18 protein-coding genes and 1 other annotated feature are annotated in these 22218 nt (G+C 47.5%); of the genes, 7 read left to right on the top strand and 11 right to left on the bottom strand.

Annotated features, from left to right (window positions below; genetic code table 11):
* Window positions 1-79: 79 nt before the first annotated feature.
* Window positions 80-541: a hypothetical protein gene (locus tag DSZ37_RS10335; RefSeq protein ID WP_109726833.1), complete on the bottom strand. Its 462-nt coding sequence runs from the start codon at window positions 539-541 to the stop codon at window positions 80-82.
* A 45-nt stretch (window positions 542-586) separates the two neighbouring features.
* Window positions 587-796: a binding site (T-box leader), on the bottom strand.
* 52 nt (window positions 797-848) lie between these two features.
* Entirely contained in the window at window positions 849-1976 is a 1128-nt protein-coding gene (locus DSZ37_RS10330) for a GGDEF domain-containing protein (RefSeq protein ID WP_109726832.1), read from the bottom strand.
* A gap of 224 nt (window positions 1977-2200) precedes the next feature.
* On the opposite strand from DSZ37_RS10330, the gene DSZ37_RS10325 reads away from it, so the two are divergent.
* Together DSZ37_RS10325 and DSZ37_RS10320 are read left to right on the top strand one after the other, a co-directional pair.
* A complete protein-coding gene (locus DSZ37_RS10325; protein WP_109726831.1) occupies window positions 2201-3670 on the top strand; it encodes a DUF1846 domain-containing protein in 1470 nt (489 codons plus the stop codon).
* Between the two features lie 106 nt (window positions 3671-3776).
* Complete coding sequence (locus DSZ37_RS10320; RefSeq protein ID WP_109726830.1) at window positions 3777-4442, top strand: CPBP family intramembrane glutamic endopeptidase; 666 nt, start codon at window positions 3777-3779, stop codon at window positions 4440-4442.
* Window positions 4443-4505: 63 nt separating this feature from the next.
* Here the strand turns inward: DSZ37_RS10320 and DSZ37_RS10315 are convergent, their stop codons facing one another.
* The 3 genes from DSZ37_RS10315 to DSZ37_RS10305 all read right to left on the bottom strand — a co-directional run bounded on the left by DSZ37_RS10315 (window position 4506) and on the right by DSZ37_RS10305 (window position 8317).
* Window positions 4506-5255 carry a phosphotransferase family protein gene (locus DSZ37_RS10315; RefSeq protein WP_109726829.1) on the bottom strand — a complete coding sequence of 250 codons (750 nt, stop codon included), beginning with the start codon at window positions 5253-5255 and terminating at the stop codon, window positions 4506-4508.
* Window positions 5256-5258: 3 nt separating this feature from the next.
* On the bottom strand, window positions 5259-7898 hold the full coding sequence (adhE, locus tag DSZ37_RS10310) for a bifunctional acetaldehyde-CoA/alcohol dehydrogenase (protein ID WP_109726828.1): 2640 nt from the start codon (window positions 7896-7898) through the stop codon (window positions 5259-5261).
* Between the two features lie 263 nt (window positions 7899-8161).
* Window positions 8162-8317 carry a rubredoxin gene (locus tag DSZ37_RS10305; RefSeq protein WP_028521051.1) on the bottom strand — a complete coding sequence of 52 codons (156 nt, stop codon included), beginning with the start codon at window positions 8315-8317 and terminating at the stop codon, window positions 8162-8164.
* 298 nt (window positions 8318-8615) lie between these two features.
* Between DSZ37_RS10305 and uvrA the strand changes: the two genes are divergently transcribed.
* Window positions 8616-11438: an excinuclease ABC subunit UvrA gene (gene uvrA / locus DSZ37_RS10300; protein WP_242978613.1), complete on the top strand. Its 2823-nt coding sequence runs from the start codon at window positions 8616-8618 to the stop codon at window positions 11436-11438.
* Between the two features lie 45 nt (window positions 11439-11483).
* On the opposite strand, the gene DSZ37_RS10295 is transcribed toward uvrA, so the two are convergent.
* On the bottom strand, window positions 11484-12026 hold the full coding sequence (locus tag DSZ37_RS10295; protein ID WP_109726827.1) for a stage V sporulation T C-terminal domain-containing protein: 543 nt from the start codon (window positions 12024-12026) through the stop codon (window positions 11484-11486).
* 201 nt (window positions 12027-12227) lie between these two features.
* Between DSZ37_RS10295 and DSZ37_RS10290 the strand changes: the two genes are divergently transcribed.
* Window positions 12228-12680, top strand: coding sequence for a hypothetical protein (locus DSZ37_RS10290; RefSeq protein WP_109726826.1), 453 nt, complete (start codon window positions 12228-12230; stop codon window positions 12678-12680).
* A 34-nt stretch (window positions 12681-12714) separates the two neighbouring features.
* Here DSZ37_RS10290 and DSZ37_RS10285 read toward each other — a convergent pair whose 3' ends face one another.
* The 5 genes from DSZ37_RS10285 to DSZ37_RS10265 all read right to left on the bottom strand — a co-directional run bounded on the left by DSZ37_RS10285 (window position 12715) and on the right by DSZ37_RS10265 (window position 18901).
* Entirely contained in the window at window positions 12715-14031 is a 1317-nt protein-coding gene (locus tag DSZ37_RS10285; RefSeq protein WP_242978612.1) for a sensor histidine kinase, read from the bottom strand.
* A complete protein-coding gene (locus tag DSZ37_RS10280) occupies window positions 14018-14728 on the bottom strand; it encodes a LytR/AlgR family response regulator transcription factor (RefSeq protein ID WP_109726824.1) in 711 nt (236 codons plus the stop codon). Before DSZ37_RS10280 ends, DSZ37_RS10285 begins: the two co-directional genes overlap by 14 nt.
* Window positions 14729-15142: 414 nt before the next feature.
* A complete protein-coding gene (locus DSZ37_RS10275; protein WP_109726823.1) occupies window positions 15143-15706 on the bottom strand; it encodes a dockerin type I domain-containing protein in 564 nt (187 codons plus the stop codon).
* Between the two features lie 93 nt (window positions 15707-15799).
* On the bottom strand, window positions 15800-17611 hold the full coding sequence (locus tag DSZ37_RS10270; protein WP_109726822.1) for a hypothetical protein: 1812 nt from the start codon (window positions 17609-17611) through the stop codon (window positions 15800-15802).
* Window positions 17612-17770: 159 nt separating this feature from the next.
* Window positions 17771-18901: a nucleotidyltransferase domain-containing protein gene (locus DSZ37_RS10265; RefSeq protein ID WP_109726821.1), complete on the bottom strand. Its 1131-nt coding sequence runs from the start codon at window positions 18899-18901 to the stop codon at window positions 17771-17773.
* A 440-nt stretch (window positions 18902-19341) separates the two neighbouring features.
* Between DSZ37_RS10265 and DSZ37_RS10260 the strand changes: the two genes are divergently transcribed.
* The 3 genes from DSZ37_RS10260 to DSZ37_RS10250 are packed head-to-tail and all read left to right on the top strand — an operon-like array spanning window position 19342 to window position 22216.
* Window positions 19342-20628, top strand: coding sequence for a DegT/DnrJ/EryC1/StrS family aminotransferase (locus DSZ37_RS10260; protein ID WP_181380298.1), 1287 nt, complete (start codon window positions 19342-19344; stop codon window positions 20626-20628).
* Window positions 20628-21257, top strand: coding sequence for a sugar transferase (locus DSZ37_RS10255; protein WP_109726820.1), 630 nt, complete (start codon window positions 20628-20630; stop codon window positions 21255-21257). The genes DSZ37_RS10260 and DSZ37_RS10255 overlap by 1 nt, the downstream gene beginning before the upstream one ends.
* Window positions 21254-22216, top strand: a complete 963-nt coding sequence (locus DSZ37_RS10250) for an ATP-grasp domain-containing protein (RefSeq protein ID WP_109726819.1) — start codon at window positions 21254-21256, stop codon at window positions 22214-22216. The genes DSZ37_RS10255 and DSZ37_RS10250 overlap by 4 nt, the downstream gene beginning before the upstream one ends.
* Window positions 22217-22218: the final 2 nt, after the last annotated feature.

The raw sequence follows: 22218 nt of genomic DNA, 5'->3' as shown, positions 1-22218 counted from the left end.
TATTAAAGTATTGAGAATGCTATAAGAAATGAAAACGTCGGGCGTTTTCATGTTTATCACGACCTTTCAGTGGTATGCTTCAGTCCGCGTGTTTCATTATAGCTTTCAGCAGACCGAGAAAAGCGGAATGTAGGAAGGTACGCAGTGCGATGATCAGCTGCGATATCATGAAAACATATCTGACATAGATATAGAAGTATTCTCCGATGCCCCCTGAGTTCTTCTGTGAGAGTCCTTCAATGTAGGGCTCAAGGGTACTGCCGCCGAAGGAGACGAACTCCGTGAACACGGCAAGGAGCAGGGCTACGGTGAAGCCGAGATTGAGCTTTGCGCTGTCCAGTCCCGCAAGTCCCGAGTAGGGATGTATGAACCTTGTGAACAGCGAAGTCGTCAGGAAGCCGAGAACGGTGCACACCGTCATTCGTATGAAAGGGGACTCAGCGCCCGCATTTGCAGGGCTTATGAAACCGATATACAGAAACAGCAGCGGCAGCAGAAACGCCACAGCCGACAGACTGAGATAACCGATAGTCCTTTTCACAGTATCCCTCCTTCAAATACAAAAGCCCCCGTGCAGCAATAACTGCACGGGGGCGAAGCTACTCGCGGTACCACCCCGATTTTTCCGCGTTTGCGGAACTCGAGAAGCTGTAACGGGCATACCCGACCGCACCTACTGTAAGGTTCAGCGCGGCAACTCCCGAATGTAGGTCTCTGTACGCCGTCATTCCCTCACACCACACGGGAACTCTCTGTATCGGGCTATGCACAGGTTTTATTCGTTCACTGTTTTTGCCCTTATATCATATCATAACTTTAACGGCTTGTCAAGAGGAGACAGCGACTTTTTACGCAGTGGAGCGGCAGTGCTTGCTCTTTTTTTCCTTGTACATATTGTCGTCCATCTCGTTGAGGAAGCTGTCGATGGTTTTCTTGCCGCTGAAGATGGCAGTTCCGATGGAAAATGACAGCTTATATGGAGTTCTGTCGGAGCTGTTGAACTTGTCCAGCTGATTTCTCAGACTGTTCTCCATGTTAATGAGGTCGAATTCGCTGTCAACTCGGGCGATTATGATGAACTCGTCACCTGCGAACCTTACGGAAAGGCTCTTTGAGGGCTTTGCCGCGTTGATTATCTCTGCGGCGGAGATAAGAGCCTCATCGCCCACGGAGTGACCGTACATATCGTTGATGCTCTTGAAAAAGTCGATATCTATCATGACACCGCCCATGGTCGTGCCCTTGCGGCTGACCTCAGCCAGCACATGGTCGAGGTAGTTGCGGTTGCAGAGCTTGGTAAGCGGGTCTATATATGACAGCTCATTCTGAAGGCTCATATGAGTTCCCACAAGTCCGAGAGCTACGGAGCACCATGCAAGGGATATGCCATAGAATACCATCTGTGCGGAGGTCCCGATTATTATGGGCAGCAGGAACATCCATATGGGGAAAAATCTGGTCTTTGGCGAGCCCTTGTAGTATCGGTACCTTACGCAGACGCTGAAGCCCAGATAAAGGAACACAGAGATATAATATATGTAGCCTATGGGCTGGCGGTGGTATACGTTGGCGGAATCAACAGTGAATAAGTATCCCCATTTGATATTGGGTATCAGTGCGAGGATAAGGAGTATGGTGGGGAGCCCCAGCCATGAATAGTATTTTTTCAGGCGGCTCTCCTGCTTGTAAAGTCTCAGGTCAACATAAATGCACCATAGATAGGAGACGGTGACGTTTATGGCGTATGCGAGTGAATTGGTGATGAAAGCGGCGGCGCGGGCTCCGAAGAAGCTTTTGCCGTCCACCATGAAAGATAGTGTTTCGGTTGCACAGGCAGCTGCGGTAAGAAAGATCATTGCAGTGAAGATCCTGTCGCTGGGAAGCTTTCTCTGTCTGACAAGATAGCTGCTGATCTGCAATACCACCAGCATGGCTATTCCGATGCAGTTGGTTACTATGATGGATTGTAGGTTCATGTTGTCCTCCTTCCCCCTATCAGAAGATCATATACTATTATAACATATTATATATATTCATTCAAGAGATTAACTGAAAATTTACAAATTATGCCTAATTATCAGACTTCTGTCACATTGACGCCTCTTTGGAGCGGAAATAAAGTTTTTTTTATCGGGTACTTGAAATTTGACGAGGATTGATATATAATAGTTAATGATATTATTACGGGAGGAACGTGTAAATGAGTACTAAAATCGGATTTGACAACGAAAAATACCTGAAAATGCAGTCTGAGCACATCAGACAGCGTATCGCTCAGTTCGGTGATAAGCTTTATCTTGAGTTCGGAGGAAAGCTCTTTGACGATTATCACGCTTCGAGAGTACTGCCCGGCTTCAAGCCCGACAGTAAGCTCCAGATGCTCCTTCAGCTGAAGGACGATGCGGAGATAGTAATCGTCATCAACTCCGACGACATTGAGAAGAACAAGGTCAGAGGCGACCTTGGCATTACATACGACATCGACGTTATCCGCCTCTTTAACGTATTCACCAAGATAGGGCTCTATGTAAGCAGCGTTGTTCTCACAAGATACGACGGTCAGCCTACTGCGGACGCCTTTCAGAAGCGTCTCGAGGCTCTCGGCATCAAGGTGTATCATCATTACAGCATCAAGGGTTATCCGTCAAATCTCCAGTACATAATCAGCGAAGAAGGCTACGGCAGGAACGATTATATCGAGACTACCCGCAAGCTCGTTGTCATTACAGCTCCCGGTCCCGGAAGCGGCAAAATGGCTACCTGTCTCTCTCAGCTCTATCACGAGCACAAGAGGGGAGTAGACGCAGGCTATGCCAAGTTCGAGACCTTCCCCATCTGGAACCTTCCTCTCCGTCACCCTGTGAATATCGCCTATGAGGCGGCTACTGCCGACCTCAACGACGTTAATATGATAGACCCCTTCCACCTCGAGGCTTACGGTGAAACTACTGTAAACTACAACCGCGATGTGGAGATATTCCCCGTGCTCAATGCGATGTTTGAGAACATTCTCGGCGAGTCTCCCTATAAATCGCCTACGGATATGGGCGTAAATATGGCAGGCAACTGCATCGTTGACGACGAGGCGGTATGCGAGGCTGCTAAGCAGGAGATAATCCGCAGATACTACACAGGTATGTGCGAAAACAGAAAGGGAGCTATCTCCCTTGAGGAGGTAATGAAGCTGGAGCTTCTCATGAAGCAGGCAAATGTTACTCCCGAGGACAGAAAGGTAGTTGCTCCCGCACTTGAAAAGGAAAAGGAGACAGGAGGTCCCGCAGCAGCAATGGAGCTTCCCGACGGTACTATCCTCACAGGACGCACCTCGAACCTCCTCGGAGCAGTTTCCGCGCTTCTCCTCAATGCACTCAAGCATTTCGCTAAGATAGATGACGATATACTTCTTATGTCGCCCCACGTTATCGAGCCCATCATGGAGCTGAAGGTCAACCACCTCGGCAACAACAATCCCAGAATGCACACCGATGAGACACTTCTTGCACTGTCCATCTGTGCGAATACAGACGAGAACGCCAAGAAGGCTATGGAGCAGATATCCAAGCTCCGCGGCTGCGAGGTACACTCAACAGTTATCCTCTCGGCAGTTGACGAGCGTATCTTCAAGCGCCTCGGCATCAATCTCACCTGTGAGCCCAAATACGAGGCATGATCATCGAGCCGTAATGCTTTGTAAGCGCTACGGCTTTTACTTTTAACATTGACAAAACGTAAGATATGGTTTAAAATAATCGGTAAATATTAAACGGAGGCAACAAATGACAGATAAAAATAAAAAAAATACAGCACTTATCATCTACATAATTCTTTTCTATGCGGTATGGACTTTGTATACGTTCTATGCAGACGGGCCTGTTGGCGATAGCATTAAAAATGCAGCGGTGGAACAGATAGTAAAAGAGGGTATCATAAAAAATCTTGTCTGGACTCTGCCTGCAATGCTGCTGGTACATCATTTTTCTTCCGATGTGTACATAAAGCTGAAAGAGATGTTCTGTACCAAAGTCAAATGGCTGAGATATCTGCCCGTATTCATTCTGTTTACAGCCTATGTGCTGGGAAGTGAATACCTCAGCACGGGAAAGATCGAAATAAACAAGGATTTCGGAGCGGCAAGCATAGTCATCGTACTATTTGTCGGCATTACGGAGGAGATGGTTTTTCGCGGCTGGCTCCTCAATGCAACAGTGAAGAAAGAGAAGCAATGGCTGCCCATAGCTGTTAACGCAGTGCTGTTTACGCTGATTCATTTCCCGATATGGATAGTCGAGGGCACTTTAACTGCCAATATAACATCATTTGGTTTCTTGTTTATTGCTATGCTCAGTGTTATTTTCAGTATAACATTTTTAAAGAGCAGGAGCATAGTTGTTCCTGTTCTGCTCCATATGTACTGGGATCTGCTGGCATTTATGTTCATTTGATAAAAAAGCCCCGAGATGATTCTCGGGGCTTTACTTATAACCAAGGAAAAATGTATTGAGGATTTATTCGTAGTCCACTACGTTTACCCAGCGGAGAAGTATCTCCTTCTCCTTGCAGTTCTTTTTCACCGACTGCGAAGCGGCTACAATGGGCATCCACGACTGGACGTACTTCTTGGCAGTGCCGCTCTTCTGGCAGAACAGGTCAAGGTACTTGTCTGCGCCTGCGATATTTCCGCTGAGGCAGAACAGGAGATAGGTCCTTGCGGCGTCTGCGGAGGCGTTGCCCTGTGTGGCGTGTGCCCAGTCAAGAACGTAGGGCGTGCCGTCGGGAGTGATTATGATGTTGGAGGTGTTGTAGTCTCCGTGGCAGAGCTTGCTGTGGTCGGGAGCGCTGGTGAGACGGGTGTGGAGGTCGTACTTTGTGGTTTCGTCAAGGTCTGTAAGGTCTATCTTGCGGTTCATCTTGTCCTTGAGCTGACTGAGCAGTGGAGAGCGCTTTGACTGTATCTCCAGCTGCAGGTCCACGAACATATTCAGGTACTCGTCGTACTTTGCAGGGTCGGCAGCAATAAGGTCGGCGAGGTTCTCGCCCTCGATGAACTGTGAGACTATCGCCCACTTGCCGTTTATCCTTGTGACCTCGGAGAGCTCGGGGATATTCAGTCCCGTCTCCTCAACTCTTGCGTGGTTGAGGGCTTCGTTGAGAACGTCCGCCTTGGAGTAGCTCTCGTCAAATACCTTTATGCACTTGTTTCCGTCGCGGTAAATGGTCTTGTTTATCCTCTCGGCGATAATATTGTCCAGCTTCATATTTTAAACCTCCTTCGGGTATTCTTTTTCGGTAAAGGTCTTACCGTAGTAAGCGTTGAGATATATCTGTTTCAGCTCACTCATCAGCGGATAACGGGGATTTGCACCCGTACACTGGTCGTCGAAGGCGTTCTCGGTCATCTCGTCCAGAGTTGCGAGGAAGTCCTTCTCGGAGATGCCGTAGTCTGCGATTGTGTCCTTTATGCCTATCTTGTGGCGGAGCTCACGGATAGCCTTGATGAGGTTCTCAAGCTTCTGCTTGTCTGTCTTGCCGCCAAGTCCCAGATAGTCAGCCACCTCTGCGTAACGTGCGAGAGTGTGGGGGTGAGCATACTGGGGGAAGGTCCCCATCTTCGCAGGCACCTCTGCGGCGTTGAAGCGCAGTACGTCCTCGATAACGAGAGCGTTGGCGATACCGTGGGGGATGTGGTGATATGCACCCAGCTTGTGGGCGAGAGAGTGTGAGACTCCGAGGAATGCATTTGCAAATGCCATACCTGCCATTGTGGCGGCGTTAGCCATTTTCTCACGGGCTTCGGGGTCCTTTTCGCCGTTGTCGTATGCACGGGGAAGATACTCGAATATTATTTTCAGTGCGCGGAGAGCCAGACCGTCGGTGTAGTCCGTAGCCATCATGGATGCGTAGGCTTCAAGAGCGTGTGTGACTGCATCGATACCCGAGGCGGAGGTCAGTCCTTTGGGAGCTGTCATCTGGAGATCGGGGTCAACTATTGCCATGTTTGGCAGCAGCTCGTAGTCCGCAAGGGGATACTTTACGCCGCTCTTTTCATCGGTGATAACGGCAAAGGGCGTGACCTCGGAGCCTGTACCTGCCGACGTGGGGATGGCGATGAAGTATGCCTTTTCACCCATTTTCGGGAATGTGTATACTCTCTTTCTGATATCCATGAATCGCATAGCCATATCCATGAAGTCGGCGTCGGGATGTTCGTAGAGCACCCACATTATCTTGGCAGCGTCCATTGCGGAGCCGCCGCCCAGTGCGATAATGGTATCGGGCTTGAATGCTCTCATCTGCTCGGCACCTGCCTTGGCGCAGGCGAGTGTGGGGTCGGGAGCTACATCGAAGAAGGCAGCAGAAGCAATGCCCATTTCGTCCAGCTTGTCGATGATAGGCTTTGCAAAGCCGTTTTCATAAAGGAACTGGTCTGTGACAACGAAGGCGCGCTTCTTGTCCATAACGGTTTTCAGCTCGTCAAGGGCAACGGGCAGGCAGCCGCGCTTCAGGTAAACTTTCTGTGGTGCTCTGAACCAAAGCATATTTTCTCTCCTCTCGGCAACAGTCTTGATATTGAGCAGGTGCTTGACTCCCACGTTCTCGCTGACGGAGTTTCCGCCCCATGAGCCGCAGCCCAGTGTCAGTGAGGGAGTAAGCCTGAAGTTATAGATATCACCGATACCGCCCTGAGACGAGGGAGTATTCACCAGTATACGGCAGGTCTTCATTCTGCTCTGGAACTCCTCCAGCTTGTCCTGCTGAGTCTTTACATCGAGGTAGATAGATGATGTATGACCGTAGCCGCCGTCGGCGATGAGCTGCTCAGCCTTGGAGAATGCGTCCTGAATGTCCTTTGCCTTGTACATGGCGAGAACAGGGGAGAGCTTTTCGTGTGCGAATTCCTCTGAGAGGTCGGTGCTGTCGGTCTCACCGATGAGTATCTTCGTACCCTCGGGCACCTTTACGCCTGCCAGCTCAGCTATTTTGCAGGCTGACTGACCGACTATCTTGGCGTTGAGAGCGCCGTTGATGAGAATGGTCTTTCCAACCTTTTCCTTTTCCTCAGCGGTGAGGAAGTGGCAGCCCCTTGCGGCAAATTCATGCTTGACCTTGTCGTAGATGTTCTTGTGTACTATGGTGGACTGCTCGGAGGCGCAGATCATGCCGTTGTCAAAGGTCTTGGAGTGGATGATGGAGTTCACGGCAAGGACAACGTCGGCAGTCTCGTCAATGATGGCGGGTGTATTTCCTGCGCCTACGCCAAGTGCGGGCTTTCCGCTGGAGTAGGCTGCCTTTACCATTCCGGGACCGCCTGTGGCGAGTATGATATCAGCCTCAGCCATGACAAGGTTGGTCATTTCAAGGCTGGGAACGTCAATCCACGCGATTATGTCCTCGGGAGCACCTGCGGCTACGGCAGCTTCAAGCACTACCTTTGCTGCGGCAATTGTGGACTGCTTTGCTCTCGGATGAGGGCTGATGATAATGCCGTTGCGTGTCTTCAGTGCGATAAGAGCCTTGAATATAGCCGTAGATGTGGGGTTTGTTGTAGGTATGACAGCTGCGATGACACCGATGGGCTCGGCTATCTTCTTTGTGCCGTAAGCCTTGTCCTCGGCGATGACACCGCAGGTCTTTGTATCGCGGTAGGTGTTGTATATATACTCGGAAGCGTAGTGGTTCTTGATGACCTTGTCCTCCACTATGCCCATGCCTGTTTCCTCAACGGCAAGCTTTGCCAGAGGGATACGGGCTTTGTTGGCGGCTGTAGCGGCGGCAAGGAATATCCTGTCCACCTGTTCCTGTGAGAACTGCGAGAAACGGCGCTGGGCTTCCTTCACACGGCTTATAGCCTTTTCGAGCTGCTTTACGCTGTCAACGATCTCGTAAGCTTTCTTTTTCATATTTTTCCTCCTCGGATGAACTATTGATGTACAATAATGACAAATATTTCACAAAGGCTGTTAAACATTTGTCAATCAGAGCCTTTTATTTTGCGGCTGTCTGCACAGACTGCCGCATTGCTCCGCAATATATATTATACCTCATATCCGGAAGAATATTCGATTTGTTAGCCTTGCCTATCAAGATTTTTTGACATAATAAAAGAAACGCCACAGCGTCTCCGTCTGCGTGCCCGAAGATACTGTGGCTGTATGCTGCTTTTTTACTGCTCGGAGAAGGAATCCTTGCCAACTCCGCAGAGAGGACATTCAAAGTCATCGGGAAGGTCCTCGAACTTTGTGCCGGGTGCAATGCCGTGCTCGGGATCGCCGAGCTCCTCGTCGTACTCCCATCCGCAAACGTCGCAAACGTATTTCATATATTCACCTCCTTATTGTTTTTCATTATTATAAATGAAAAGACTGCGTCTGTCAATAGAAAAGTGAAAATTTTAATGTTAAAAGAAGAAAATATGTTCTGCCTATTTATTTTTGAAAAAATATATGGTATAATGAATGCATAGCATTCATTATACCATATTTAAAAGCCCTTGCAGATACGCTGATCGGAGATCAGCTCCCTGCATATCGGGCAATTATATCATAACGCTTCGCTTTTATGATATAATATACTTTGTTCGTTACTCGTTATATGTTTTGTACTTTCAGGAGATAATCATGACCGATAAAATAATAATCAAAGGCGCAAGAGCCAATAATCTCAAAAATATAGATCTGGAGCTTCCGCGCGACAAGCTCATCGTAATGACGGGACTTTCGGGCTCGGGAAAGTCATCCCTTGCCTTCGACACCATTTACGCTGACGGTCAGCGCCGCTATGTGGAGAGTCTTTCCTCCTACGCGAGAATGTTCCTCGGACAGATGGAAAAGCCCGACGTTGACAGCATTGAGGGTCTTTCTCCCGCTATTTCCATAGACCAGAAGACCACCTCCAAGAACCCTCGCTCCACCGTGGGAACTGTTACGGAGATATACGACTACCTTCGACTCCTCTACGCCCGTATAGGCGTTCCCCACTGTCCTGTCTGCGGCAGAGTGATCTCACAGCAGACCATCGACCAGATGGTGGATACCCTTATGGAGCTTCCTCAGGGCACTAAGCTCCAGCTTCTGGCTCCCATTGTAAGGAACCGCAAGGGACAGTATAACAAGGAGCTGGAAAGCGCAAGAAAGTCGGGCTTTGTCCGTGCGCGTGTGGACGGCATAATGTATGAGCTTTCCGAGGAGATAAAGCTGGACAAGAACAAAAAGCATAATATCGAGATAATCGTTGACCGTATCGTTATAAAGGAGGGTGTGGAGTCCCGTATCACCGACAGCCTTGAAACTGTTTTCAACCTGACGGGCGGACTTGCCATAGCCGACGTCATCGGCGGCGAGGAGATACTGTTCTCCCAGAATTACGCCTGTCCCGAGCATAATATCAGCATCGGAGAGCTGGAGCCTGTTATGTTCTCATTCAACAATCCCGTGGGAGCCTGCCCTAAGTGTACGGGTCTGGGAGTTTTCAGACATATCGACCCCGACCTCATTATCCCCAACAAGGAGCTCTCCATCGAGGAGGGCGCTATAAACGCCACGGGCTGGAACAGTCTCGATGAGACCTCCATCTCAACCATGTATTACCGTGCAATTTCCAAGAAGTACGGTGTTCCGCTGGATGTTCCCGTTAAGAAGCTGAAAAAGGAACAGCTTGACCTTTTCCTCTACGGAACAGGTGATGAGACTCTGGAGCTGAAACGACCTGCTTCATTGGGCGGCGGCACATACCGCTCTCCCTTTGAGGGCGTTGTGAACAATCTTGAACGCCGTTACAGAGAGACCTCCAGCGAGAATTCCAAAAACGAGATAGACGAGTACATGAGCGAGGTGAAGTGCCCTGTGTGCAAGGGAAAAAGGCTTCGTGACGAGTACCTTGCCGTCAAGATAGGGGACAAGAATATCAGCGAGCTCACGGACTTTTCTGTCAAGGACGGTCTGCGCTTCTTCAACGAGCTGAAGCTGTCGGAGCATGACAACTTCGTGGGCGAGCGAATCATAAAGGAGATAAAGGAGCGCCTCGGCTTCCTCGTAAGCGTAGGTCTGGAGTACCTTACACTTTCCCGTTCATCGGGTACCCTTTCGGGCGGCGAGAGCCAGCGTATACGCCTTGCCACGCAGATAGGCTCCTCACTGGTGGGAGTCCTCTATATTCTGGACGAGCCCAGTATCGGTCTGCATCAGCGCGACAACGACAAGCTCATAGCCACACTGAAAAGGCTCCGCGACCTTGGAAATACACTTATAGTCGTTGAGCATGACGACGATACCATGCTGGCAGCGGATTATATCGTGGATATCGGTCCCGGAGCAGGAATCCACGGCGGAGAAGTGGTCTTTGCGGGTACGGTGGACAAGCTGCTGAAGTGCAAGACCTCCATTACGGGACAGTATCTCAGCGGCAAAAAGAAGATAGAGATACCCAAAAAGCGCAGGAGCGGCAGCGGAAAGTTCCTGACCGTAAAGGGTGCCACTGAGCATAATCTCCGTAATATCGACGTAAAGATACCTCTCGGCGAACTCATATGCGTTACGGGAGTTTCGGGCTCGGGCAAGTCCTCTCTCGTCAACGAGATAATCTACAAGCACCTTGCCGCAAAGCTGAACCGTGCCAAGATAAAGAGCGGTGCCTTTGCGGAGATGGAGGGCATTGAAAATCTGGACAAGGTCATCTGTATCGACCAGTCTCCCATAGGCAGGACGCCCCGTTCAAACCCTGCCACATATACGGGCGTTTTCAGCGATATCCGCGACCTCTTTGCAAAGACTCCTGACGCCAAGGCTCACGGCTACGGCAGCGGAAGGTTCTCATTCAATGTAAAGGGCGGACGCTGTGAAGCCTGCGAGGGCGACGGTATCATCAAGATAGAGATGCACTTTCTGCCCGATATATACGTTCCCTGCGAGGTCTGCAAGGGAAAGAGGTATAACCGCGAGACACTGGACGTTCACTACAAGGGCAAGTCCATATATGACGTTCTGGAAATGACTGTGGACGAGGGTGTGGAGTTCTTTGAGCACCTGCCCAAGATAGCAAGGAAGCTGAAGACCTTACAGGAGGTAGGATTGGGCTATATCAAGATAGGTCAGCCTGCAACTACTCTTTCGGGCGGCGAGGCTCAGCGTGTAAAGCTGTCCACGGAGCTGTCAAAGCGCTCTACGGGCAATACCATATACATCCTTGACGAGCCAACAACGGGACTTCACACAGCGGACGTCCACAAGCTCATAGATGTGCTCCAGAGGCTTACGGATCAGGGTAATACCGTTCTGGTCATTGAGCACAACCTCAACGTCATCAAGGTTGCCGATCATATTATTGATCTGGGACCCGAGGGCGGCGACGGCGGCGGAACTATCGTTGCACAGGGCACTCCCGAGGAGGTGGCAGCCTGCGAAAAGTCCTATACGGGACAGTATCTCAGGAGCTATCTTGAATAACAGCAAAAAAGAGTATTCTCTCATACAGAGGGAATACTCTTTCTTTTATCCTTCTATCTGCCGTGCAAGGAACTGTGCAGAGGCGTTGATAAGGCTCTTTTGCAGGTCGGTGACCTCGCGGCATTTTTCACTTGTCATGAACGCCACTGCTCCCGAAACATCTCCTGCGGTAATGATGGGCAGCGCGGCAATGGCTGTTCGCTCAACGCCCTCGGCAGGGTAGAAGCTGTTGGTGTTTCCGTCGTGGCAGAAGAACTGTCCGCGGCTTTCCATAAGCTCCTCAAGCTGACCCGTGACGCGGCGCTCGGCAAATTCCTTTCTCGGCACTCCCGCAGACGCAACAACATGGTCCTTGTCAAATATGAGCACGGGACAGCCTGCTATCTTGTGCATGATATCCGCCACATAGCCTGCGTTTTCGCTCATTTCGCTGACGGCGGAGTACTTCTTGAAAATGACCTCGCCCTCACTGTTTGTGTATATCTCAAGGGGATCGCCCTCGCGGATACGCATGGTCCTGCGTATCTCCTTGGGAATGACCACCCGTCCGAGGTCGTCTATACGTCTTACTATTCCTGTTGCTTTCATGTTATTCCCTCCGTTTGGTAAAAGCTTTGTGGGAATAGTTTACGCAGAAAAATGTCGGATTATTCATTATGCTGCAAAAGGTCACATTTTCGTGTGTCTGTTCACTCCGTTTTTGTGCCCGTTCACTCCGCGTGAATTGTTTTCCTGTAAAAGGGGAGTATAATATTGGTGTGACAAGCTAAAGCGGAAGGAGGGTTCACTTTGCAGATACTGAAAAATCAGATGCTGTCACGGAACAATCTTGTGATATGCAGGAAAAACGTTGAAAACGCAGACATATTCAAATTTATCAGGTACGCCTCTGACAATATCCACGCTCTGGATCTGGAGGTAAACGACAATATCATCTTTACAAGACACTCGTTGGAAAACCAACAGATCACAGAGATGATGATACCTGTGAGGGGGGAGATAAGCCACTTCGGAGGATTTGAATACAAGCCCTGCTTCAAGCTGATCAATGCTGTCACCATCAGACATGAGGGCGGGATCGGTAAGATCGGCTCTACGGAGAAGAAGCTGACCGATTATATCAGCGAATGTCACCTTGAGCCTGTGACAGCTCCCTATTATGTTGTCGTGCGCGGTGACGAGAAAAGTGCGGAGGACTGCATAATCGACATATATATAGGCATAAACTACAACATTTTATAATGAAAAAAGACTTCCGCGGAAGTCTTTTTTATATTTATGCTTCTATGCTGCTGTCGAGGAGCAGCTGGACGTCAAGGGTAAATACGCCGTCATCTGCGGATATTTCCGCTGAGCCGTTGTATTTATTGGCAACTCTCACGATGTTGGAGACTCCGAAGCCGTGGCGGCTCTTGTCCTCCTTTGAGGTGACTACCTTGTTCTTGTCGTTTATCTTTACTTTTTCAAACATGGGATTGCTGATCCTGAAGAAGAAATAACCTCTTTTGAAGTCGGCATTGGCGGTTATGACCTTTTCTTCATTGCTGCTGTCCTTGGCGCAGGCTTCTATGGCGTTGTCAACGGCGTTGGCGATGATTATGCAAAGATCTGCGTTGCTTATGCCTGATGTGGGAACAAATCCCTTGAAATCAAGGCGTGTATTCGAGGCAAGAGCCTTTTCGCTCTTGTCGCTGAGCAGGGCGTCAACGATGATGTTGCCCGTGTCGAATTTTTTCTTCTCAACAGAGGAGAGCACCTCTATCTCGTTCATATACTCGATGGCTCTTTCTGTCTCTCCTGCGGAGATAAGACTTCTCAGGCAGAGGATATGGTTTTTGAAGTCGTGCCTGAAGCATCTGAATTCGTCGTATATGCTGTTGATCTTATTGTAGTATTCGATCTGGTTCTCGATCTGCTTTGAGAGTATATTCACACTGAGCGTTTTTTCGGTCTCGGATATACTTGTCCTGATTATGGAGAAAAGTACGATCATAAGTCCGATCATTGACGGGATGAGCAGCACCCGTACATAGAGATCGTGATTGGGTCTGGTAGAGCCCATTACGAATATGGAAGCAATATAAGTGAGTCCCAGCACGAGGATATACAGCTTTTTGGGGAGAGCCTCCACAAGATGCTGAACAAAGACCTCATACTTTTTCCGCTTGATGTAGATGAGTATACTGCCCAGAACCAGCGCTTCGAGAAGGAATGCCAGCAGGTCTGAGTACCTGTTTTCAGAGAATATCTGCTTTGTGATGTTGGCATATATCTGCGGAGTGTTTATGGTGAGCAGGTATATGTACAGTATCTTCAGGTTTATCTTTCTGTATATTGCCGTATAAAGGAAGAAACACCCGATATAGTAGGCTATGATTATTGCCAGCTTTACTGCCACTGAGGTGATGTTATGTGCATACAGCATCAGTACGTTGGGCAGCACTATCAGTGCTATGAGCCCTATGTCAACGACACGGGGATTTTTCTCCTTGTATCCGAGAAAAATGCAGGTGAGCTGAACTATCAGCGAGCGGAGCAGAAAGCATACAGCAAATGTCAGTACCGAGATCACCATGGCGTCACCACTTTTCAAAGTTATAGCGCTTGATGTAATCGGTAAAAGCCTTTTTGAATGGTGTCAGCTTCAGCTTGCTTATCAGAGCGCGTTCCTTGTTGTCGAACAGGATATCTGTGGACGTATGGGAAACTATATGCCTGAATCCCACAAGATAGGTGCGGTGGCTCCTGAAGAACCTGTCATCGGGCACCAGCTTTTCTATCTCGGAAAGCGTTCTCTTATAATTGATATTATCGTCGGTGGTACGGATATAGCAGTACTTATTATCCGCCTCGATATAAACGATATCGTCGATATTGATGCGCCTGTTCACCTCATCGCTTTTGATGAGGATGAAGTTGCTGTCGTCATGGGCGGCAAGAAAATCGTCCAGTGCCGCTGACAGTTTTTCGTAGTTTATGGGCTTTACGAGGAAGCGGTATGCGTTTACCTCAAAGGTATCAAAAACGATATTTGGATAGCTGGTAAGGAAAATGATGGTGGTATCGATTTTGTTTTTTCTTATCTGCCTTGAGGTCTCAAGTCCGTCGATGCCTTCCATCTGGTAGTCCATGAAGATTATATCGTATTCGATATTGCTTTTCAGCAGGTCAAAACCGTTGGTGTAGTCATCACAGTTGATGATCACGTTTCTGTTGACAGAATACTGATCGAGATACTTTTTGAGTTCTTCGTGGAGTATCATTTTGTCGTCACAAATTGCAATTCTCATAATAATTCGATATACAGCCGTTAAGGCGGCAGATCGTTCCCCTTTCTGAATATAGTATTACTTAGATTACAAAGTTTATCATGTTCGTTCACTCCTGAAAAAGTGCTGTTTACTCCGATCCTGTATCCGATCTTGCAAAAATGGGATATACTATGATCACAGCAGGGGGAGAGTTCCCCGAAACGCGCAGGAGGTAACAAAAATGACTTGGTCAACAATTATAGATTTTTTGTTTGGATGATAATAATTATAACAGATTAACACAAAAAAGTCAATGAATCAGCATTGTTTTGTGCATATTATAAATATATGTATCAATATCAGGTTTATATCTTAGACGTCTGATAAGGCAGCTTTGCTGACATTATCGCTCAATAGAAAGCCACTCCCTCGGGAGTGGCTTTCTGTATTCTGTCAGTTGGAAGTCATGTAGGTCTCCATGTTCATGGGTTCTTCCTTTACAGTAGAGAGATAAGCGTAGTATGCGAGGATATTGGATGCGTCTATGGCGTCGATAACACTGTTGCGGTCAACATCTGCTGCCTTCCGCTGTCTGTCGTCAAAGCCGCCCTCCTTATCGGTGGATATTTTTGCGTAGTATGAAAGAACAGCCGAAGCGTCAACTGAATCCACTGCCCCGTCATCGTTGATATCGCCCATAGTATAAGCAGGCTCCAGCTCTATGACGATATCCTTATGTTCGCCGTATCCATTAAAGCTGAATGCCTCGGTATATGGCTTTTTATACTCGTCGGGGACGTTATAAAGTGTAATGCCGTATTTTTTATTGATATAAATAAGATTGTCGAATGTCATTACGGGAGTATCTGAGGTATTCCATTTGAGCAGATCATTTGTATCGATGCTGCCTCCTATAAGCTCGCCTGTTATGCCCTTGACGGTTTCACCTGTTTTCGCGTCTACGACAGAGATGCTGGCTGAGGAGGCTGTTTCCGCAGTTGGCTTTGCCTCGACCATCAGATGTATGGGACCATCCGTGATACCGTTCTCGACCTTGAAGCGAAAACCGTTTTCGCCGTTAGCTGCGTTATTTGCAATGTAATCGATGGGCTATTTTTTCGTTATCATGCGTATTGCCAGACACTGACTGCTGTTTGGGATAAATCTGTAGTTTTCTGCGGGAACACATTTAAGAGTGTATTCTCCGTCGGGAAGGTTGCCTGCACCGATATTGTCAGTGAAAAACCTTTGTGTAAAGCTGTATCTGTAGCCCTTATCGTCATAAACTCCCGAGCTTTCAAGAATGTCTTCGTTTGAATTGAAGGAATCTATTGAGTATGACACATCATGACCTGTTGTTGATTCATAGAAAATGCAGGATGCGTCCAGGTTATCAGCGTTTCCTTGATTATACATTGGAACTGCTATCTTATCGGTATCTCCGCCTTTTCTGAAATAGAGGATCTTTCTGCCCTCGTTGACATAGTTGCCGGAGAACAGATCATCATTATTGAATGTGATGTAGTATTTTGATCCTTCATGGTATTCGATATCGGTTATAGTCTTGACAGGCTCCTCGCTTGCCTCCCAGCTTGCCAGCTCCTGCCGGTTGGCTCTGTCACCGTCTATATACTCAACAAGATGTACCGTAGTGGGCAGGACAGTGCCTTTTGTTCTCTGGTCAAAGACTCCCACGGTGACTGCACAGTGTTCGCTGTCTGTGGGGACGGGGTCCTCATCGGGAAGGACTACCTGTTCTATGGCGGCAGCTTCCTCATCGGTCATGATGCGCTTCAGCTTTATCACAGCGTCTGCGTGCTCACCGTAGGCTTCAAATCTGAATGAGGTCTCTCCCGAGGGTTCATAGCACATGGGAGAGTTGATGATCCTGAAATTATAGGTCTCATTCAAATTATAGAGGGCGTCAAGCTTCATGGGCTTATCGTCCGCAGTTACCCACCTCATTTTTCCGAATAATGGCGGAGCGTGCATGTCAAGCTCAACAGTACAGCCGTTTATAGGTTCTCCTGTCTCTGCGTCGACTACGGAAATATCGGCGGAGCAGCTGTTTTCTTCGGTGGGCTCGCTCTCTATGAAGAAATCCAGCGCCTTGTCGGGATATCCGTGTTCTACGTTAAATGAAATGCCTTCGGAAAGGTCGGAGGAAAAATAATCCAGAGGTATATTCTTCTGCTTATTTATGGTTCTTGCAGAGTCACTGTATTTCTTTAAAAATCTGTAACCATCTGCGAGTTCGACTTTTGCTGTGTAGTGACCGTCGGGGACAATGAATTCATCTTCGGTATAGGTAGAAAATAATTCATCTGACTTGTCGGGCAGTGAGTTCAGGTATCTGAATCCGTTGTCGTCAACTATGCAGTAGTCCTTTATTATATCCGTATCTCTGGCGTCCGTGATAGTAGAATAGGAGCTTTTTGAAAGGACATAGGAAATGTTGAAATGGAGCTCTTTGCCTGTGTCATAACGGATAAGGAAGCCGGGATAATCAGTGATGGCGTATCCGCAGAGAACTATCTTGTCGGTATAGCCTTTTTCCTTGAGGACAATATCCGTTTCCGCAGGGAGACAGTAATCCTCGGGAAGCCCCTCGGTGGTCAGCTTGTAGCTGACGTCGTCGCTGTACTCGAGACCCTTGATCTCTTTTACGGAGACCGTTTTAGGGTCCCATTCCTCAAGGACAGTGCGCTCCTCACCCCTGACTTCCACGATTTTGGCGGTAATGCCATCGGGAAGTGTGTAATTGGGAGCTACGATAGAGACCATTACCCCACAGGTCTCCGACTGCTCGGGTGACTGCTCTGCCGCAAAGGCATCGGGAATTCTGTACGCGCCGCTGCTGTAAGCGGCACAGGAACACATAATTGCTGCAGCTGACATTGCTGCTATCATTTTTTTGATCATAAATTGATCCCTCCATATATCATGATGATAGCATTATATAATATTTAAATGAAAAAATCAAGAGACCAAAACTAAAATTTACAATTTATTAAACAGCAGATATACGGTAGTTTGCAATATAAAAAGGGAGACCTTTCCCGAGAATGGTCTCCCTTGATATCATTTCTTTTTATCGATCTTTTTCAGTGCTTTCATCTCCGCTCTGAATTTGTCGCGGTTTACTGACAGACCTTTTATCCAGCGCCATACATAGCCCACAGGAAGCAGTACCTTTGTCTTGTAGAAAAAAGGATAGTGGTGCTTCATGAACTCCATGCTGGGGAAAAGCCTTGACATTATGAAGCCTGCTTTGGAGTGGCTGCCTGACTTTTCGACGTATCTTTTTATGCTGCTTTCACCCACGTTGTTAATAGTGCCGTAGGTGCCGAACCGCAGGTAATGTTTCAGCTCTTCCTCCTCGCTCTCTGTAAGAGACAGGGTATCTGCTGAGGAGAAAAGCTTCATCGCCAGCGAAAGACGCTTCTGAGCGTAATCCTCTATGCCGAGCTGTCTGAACTGCTCTGCGATATAGCTTTTGTCGATGGTTCCTTCCTTGGCTTTCATGAATACATAGCAGTCCACAAGTGAGCGTATCCCCGTGCCGCCGCCGATGTGATGGCGGTACTCATGGGCGGTCATATATACATAGAAGTCCTCATCGGAGAAGTGATAGCCGTATTGCTTGTCATCATCTCTTTTCATGAGCCTGCTCATGTCTTCGTAGTATCTGAAAAGCTTTTCGTCATGACCGAAAAGGAATAGCGCTCTGTGCATTTCCATATTAAGCACGGGGGGCTTCTTATAGACGTCGGTGTAGCTATCTCCCACGCTTTCGGCGGTATATCCGCGTGAAAGCATGATATTCTTCAGGTCGTTCTGCCTTGAGGAGTCATATAGTATGTCGTTGTCAGACATCTCGCGCATTCCTATCTGCGGATAGAGCTCCTTCAGTATGGCGCCTTTCAGCGGGAGATACCAGATGCCCTGTTTTTCCATTTCCGAGGTGATAGCTTCTCGCTCCGAATCAAAGAGGATATTTTTCCTGACAGCCTTGTTGTATGCCTGAAAGAAATCGCTGTGCTCTGTTCCTGCACTTTTCAGTGCGGTGAATACGGTGGCTCTGAGAGTATGCCACTTGCAGGCTTTGTACAGTGAATCGAGGTCCATGGCGGAAACTCTGTCCTTGTCGGGGACCTGTGAATTGACAGCACAGGCAACCAGATATATCATATCATTGTATTCGGTATTCATATCATTATCACTCCTTCGGCTGATAATGTGATTATATCACATTCTTTGTGGAAAAGCAATATAAAAGGTTTATTCGTTCCTGACAGAGGTCATCGGGCAGGGGAGCATATTTATGAAAATTACGTCTGTTGCGGATGTAAAGCACTATTGCTAATATACAGAATGTATATTCCAAATGATGCAGTGAGTTCTTTAATAGTACATCTGTTGCCATCTGTAATGAAATAATACAATACTTGTCTATTTTGACGAATTTTTTTAAAAAAGAGGTAAGCCCCACATTTTGGGTATTGATTTTTCGGCGGATAGATAGTATAATATATTTGTGACTGTATAACTATTAGTAAAATAATTAGTTAAAATGATGACTGATCACTCCGCCTCAACGGCAGGATGTACCTGCCGCGGCGAATAAAAAATACATATAAGAAGGTAATCCGATGTTTGTAAACAAGAACGATATCAGACCTTTTGACAAAAAGGTCTGGCTCTCATCTCCTACCATGCACGGAGATGAACAGAAATGGGTCAATGATGCATTCGAGAAAAACTGGATAACTACAGCGGGAGAGAATATCAACGAGGTAGAAAAGCTCGTTGCACAGTACGCAGGCATGAAATATGCCGTTGCTCTTTCCTGCGGAACAGCTTCACTTCATCTTGCTACAAAGCTTGCAGGCGAAAAGCTCTACGGACAGGCTAAGCCGAATTGCGGTACGCTTCAGGGTCATAAAGTATTCTGTGCTGATATGACTTTTGATGCTACTATCAATCCCGTTGCATATGAAGATGGTGAAGCCGTTTTTATTGATACGGAGCGTGACACATGGAATATGAGCCCCGAGGCTCTGGAAAAGGCTTTTGAGCTCTATCCCGATGTAAAGCTCGTCGTTCTTGTTCACCTTTACGGCGTTCCCGCTAAGATAGATGAGATACGCGCTGTCTGTGACAAGCACGGTGCTCTCATCATAGAGGATGCTGCCGAGTCATTCGGAGCTACATACAAGGGCAGGGAAACAGGCTGCTTCGGTGATTACAGCGCCATCAGCTTCAACGGAAACAAGATAATCACAGGTTCATCGGGCGGTATGTTCCTGACAGACAGCAAGGACGACGCCGACAAGGTACGCAAGTGGTCTACTCAGTCAAGAGAGGCGGCTCCGTGGTATCAGCATGAGGAGATCGGCTATAACTACCGTATGTCCAATATCATCGCAGGCGTTATCCGCGGTCAGATGAACTTTCTCGACGAGCATATCGCTCAGAAAAAGGCTATATATGAACGTTATAAGGAGGGACTGAAGGGTCTCCCCGTTACTATGAACCCTTTCGACGAGAAGAACAGCTCTCCCAATTTCTGGCTCAGCTGTCTCCTCATCGACAAGGATGCGATGTGCAGACAGGTCAGAGGAGAGAACGAGGCTCTCTACATCCCCGAAAAGGGCAAGAGCTGCCCCACGGAGATACTTGAGACTCTGGCAAGCTTCAATGCTGAGGGACGTCCTATCTGGAAGCCTATGCATATGCAGCCTATCTACCGTATGAACGGCTTTGTTACCGTAAGCGGAAACGGCAGAGGTCAGTCCAATGCCTATATCGACCGCGGCGAGGCTACGGATATCGGTGCTGACATTTTTGAGAGGGGACTGTGTCTCCCCAGTGACAATAAGATGACCCCCGAACAGCAGGATATCATAATAGAACTTATCAGGAGTTGTTTTGAATAATGTATGCTAAGTGTTTCAAGAGAGTGTTCGACTTCATTCTCTCTCTCGGTGCCATAATCGTTCTTTCACCCATACTCATACTGCTTACGGCAGTAGGTGCGGTAGCCATGGGCGGCAATCCCTTCTTTACTCAGGAGCGTCCCGGCAAGCGTGAAAAGATATTCAGACTTATCAAGTTCAGGACCATGAACAACAAAAAGGATAAGCACGGCAAGCTCCTCCCCGATGAGAAGCGCCTTACACGTTACGGCAAGTGGCTCAGAAGCACGAGCCTTGATGAGCTCCCCGAGCTGTTCAATATCCTCAGAGGCGATATGGCTATCGTCGGTCCGAGACCTCTGCTGGTAGAGTATCTTCCGTATTATAAAAAGAACGAGCGCCACAGACATGATGTGAGACCTGGTCTGACAGGCTGGGCTCAGGTGCATGGACGCAATTTCGTCAACTGGGATGATCGCTTGAGCTATGATTGCTATTATGTCAGACATATAAGCTTTATGTTAGATGTGAAAATAGTATTAATGACGATTAAAACCGTGCTGGGCAGAAGCAATGTTGCCAGCGATACTGCAAAGGCAGAGGGCAACTTGGCAGACATCAGACGAAAAGGGAGAGTTGATAACAAATGAATATTTTGATCCTGAGCGCAGGTACAAGAAATAAAGTTGTACAATATTTCAAAAAGACATTAAACGGCGAAGGCACAGTTGTTGCAACTGATTGCAGTGAACTTGCTCCTGCGATTTACGATGCTGATAAGCATTATATTGTTCCTCGTATGACTGACGACGGATATCTGGATGAGATCATAAAAATATGCAAGGCTGAAAAAATAGACGGAGTTTTGAGTCTCATTGATCCTGAGCTTAGTTTATTATCTGAAAATGAAGAAATGTTTTCGCAAGTCGGAGTAAAAGTAATAGGTTCGTCTTATGATCTTTGCGAAAGGGCATTGGATAAATATGAGATGTATAAGTGGCTCAAAAAGAACGGATACAATACTGCCAGAAGCTACATGGATAAGAATGAGTTCTATCGGGATCTTGAAGCAGGAACGATTTCTTTCCCTGTTTTTGTTAAGCCTGCAAGAGGCTCGGCAAGTATAGCTATTTCAAAAGTTTACGATAAAGAAACCGTAGAGCTTCTGTTTGACCATGATGATGGATTAATGATTCAGGAATTCATGAATGGACAGGAAATCGGAGCAGATGTGTATATAGATATGATATCTCATGAAGTGGTATCTATTTTTACAAAGAAGAAGATCAAGATGAGAGCTGGCGAAACAGATAAGGCGGTGTCATTTAAAGATGAAAGGCTTTTTGCTCTTATTGAGGAGTTTGTCAAAAAGTCTGGATTTAATGGTCAGATCGATATCGATATTTTTGATATTGACGGAGAGTATTATATTTCTGAGGTAAATCCCCGCTTTGGCGGAGGTTACCCGCATGCGTATGAAAGCGGAGCAGATCATATGAAATTAATCATCAATAATCTGAAGGGTATTTCAAATACAAGGAATATTGGTAATTATTCTGAAGGAATTTATATGATGAAGTATAATGAAATAATGATTAAATCTTTTTGAGA

It is taken from the genome of Ruminococcus flavefaciens (assembly GCF_900116855.1).
GTDB lineage: Bacteria > Bacillota > Clostridia > Oscillospirales > Ruminococcaceae > Ruminococcus > Ruminococcus flavefaciens_R.
This window is presented reverse-complemented; position numbering and strand designations above follow the sequence as displayed.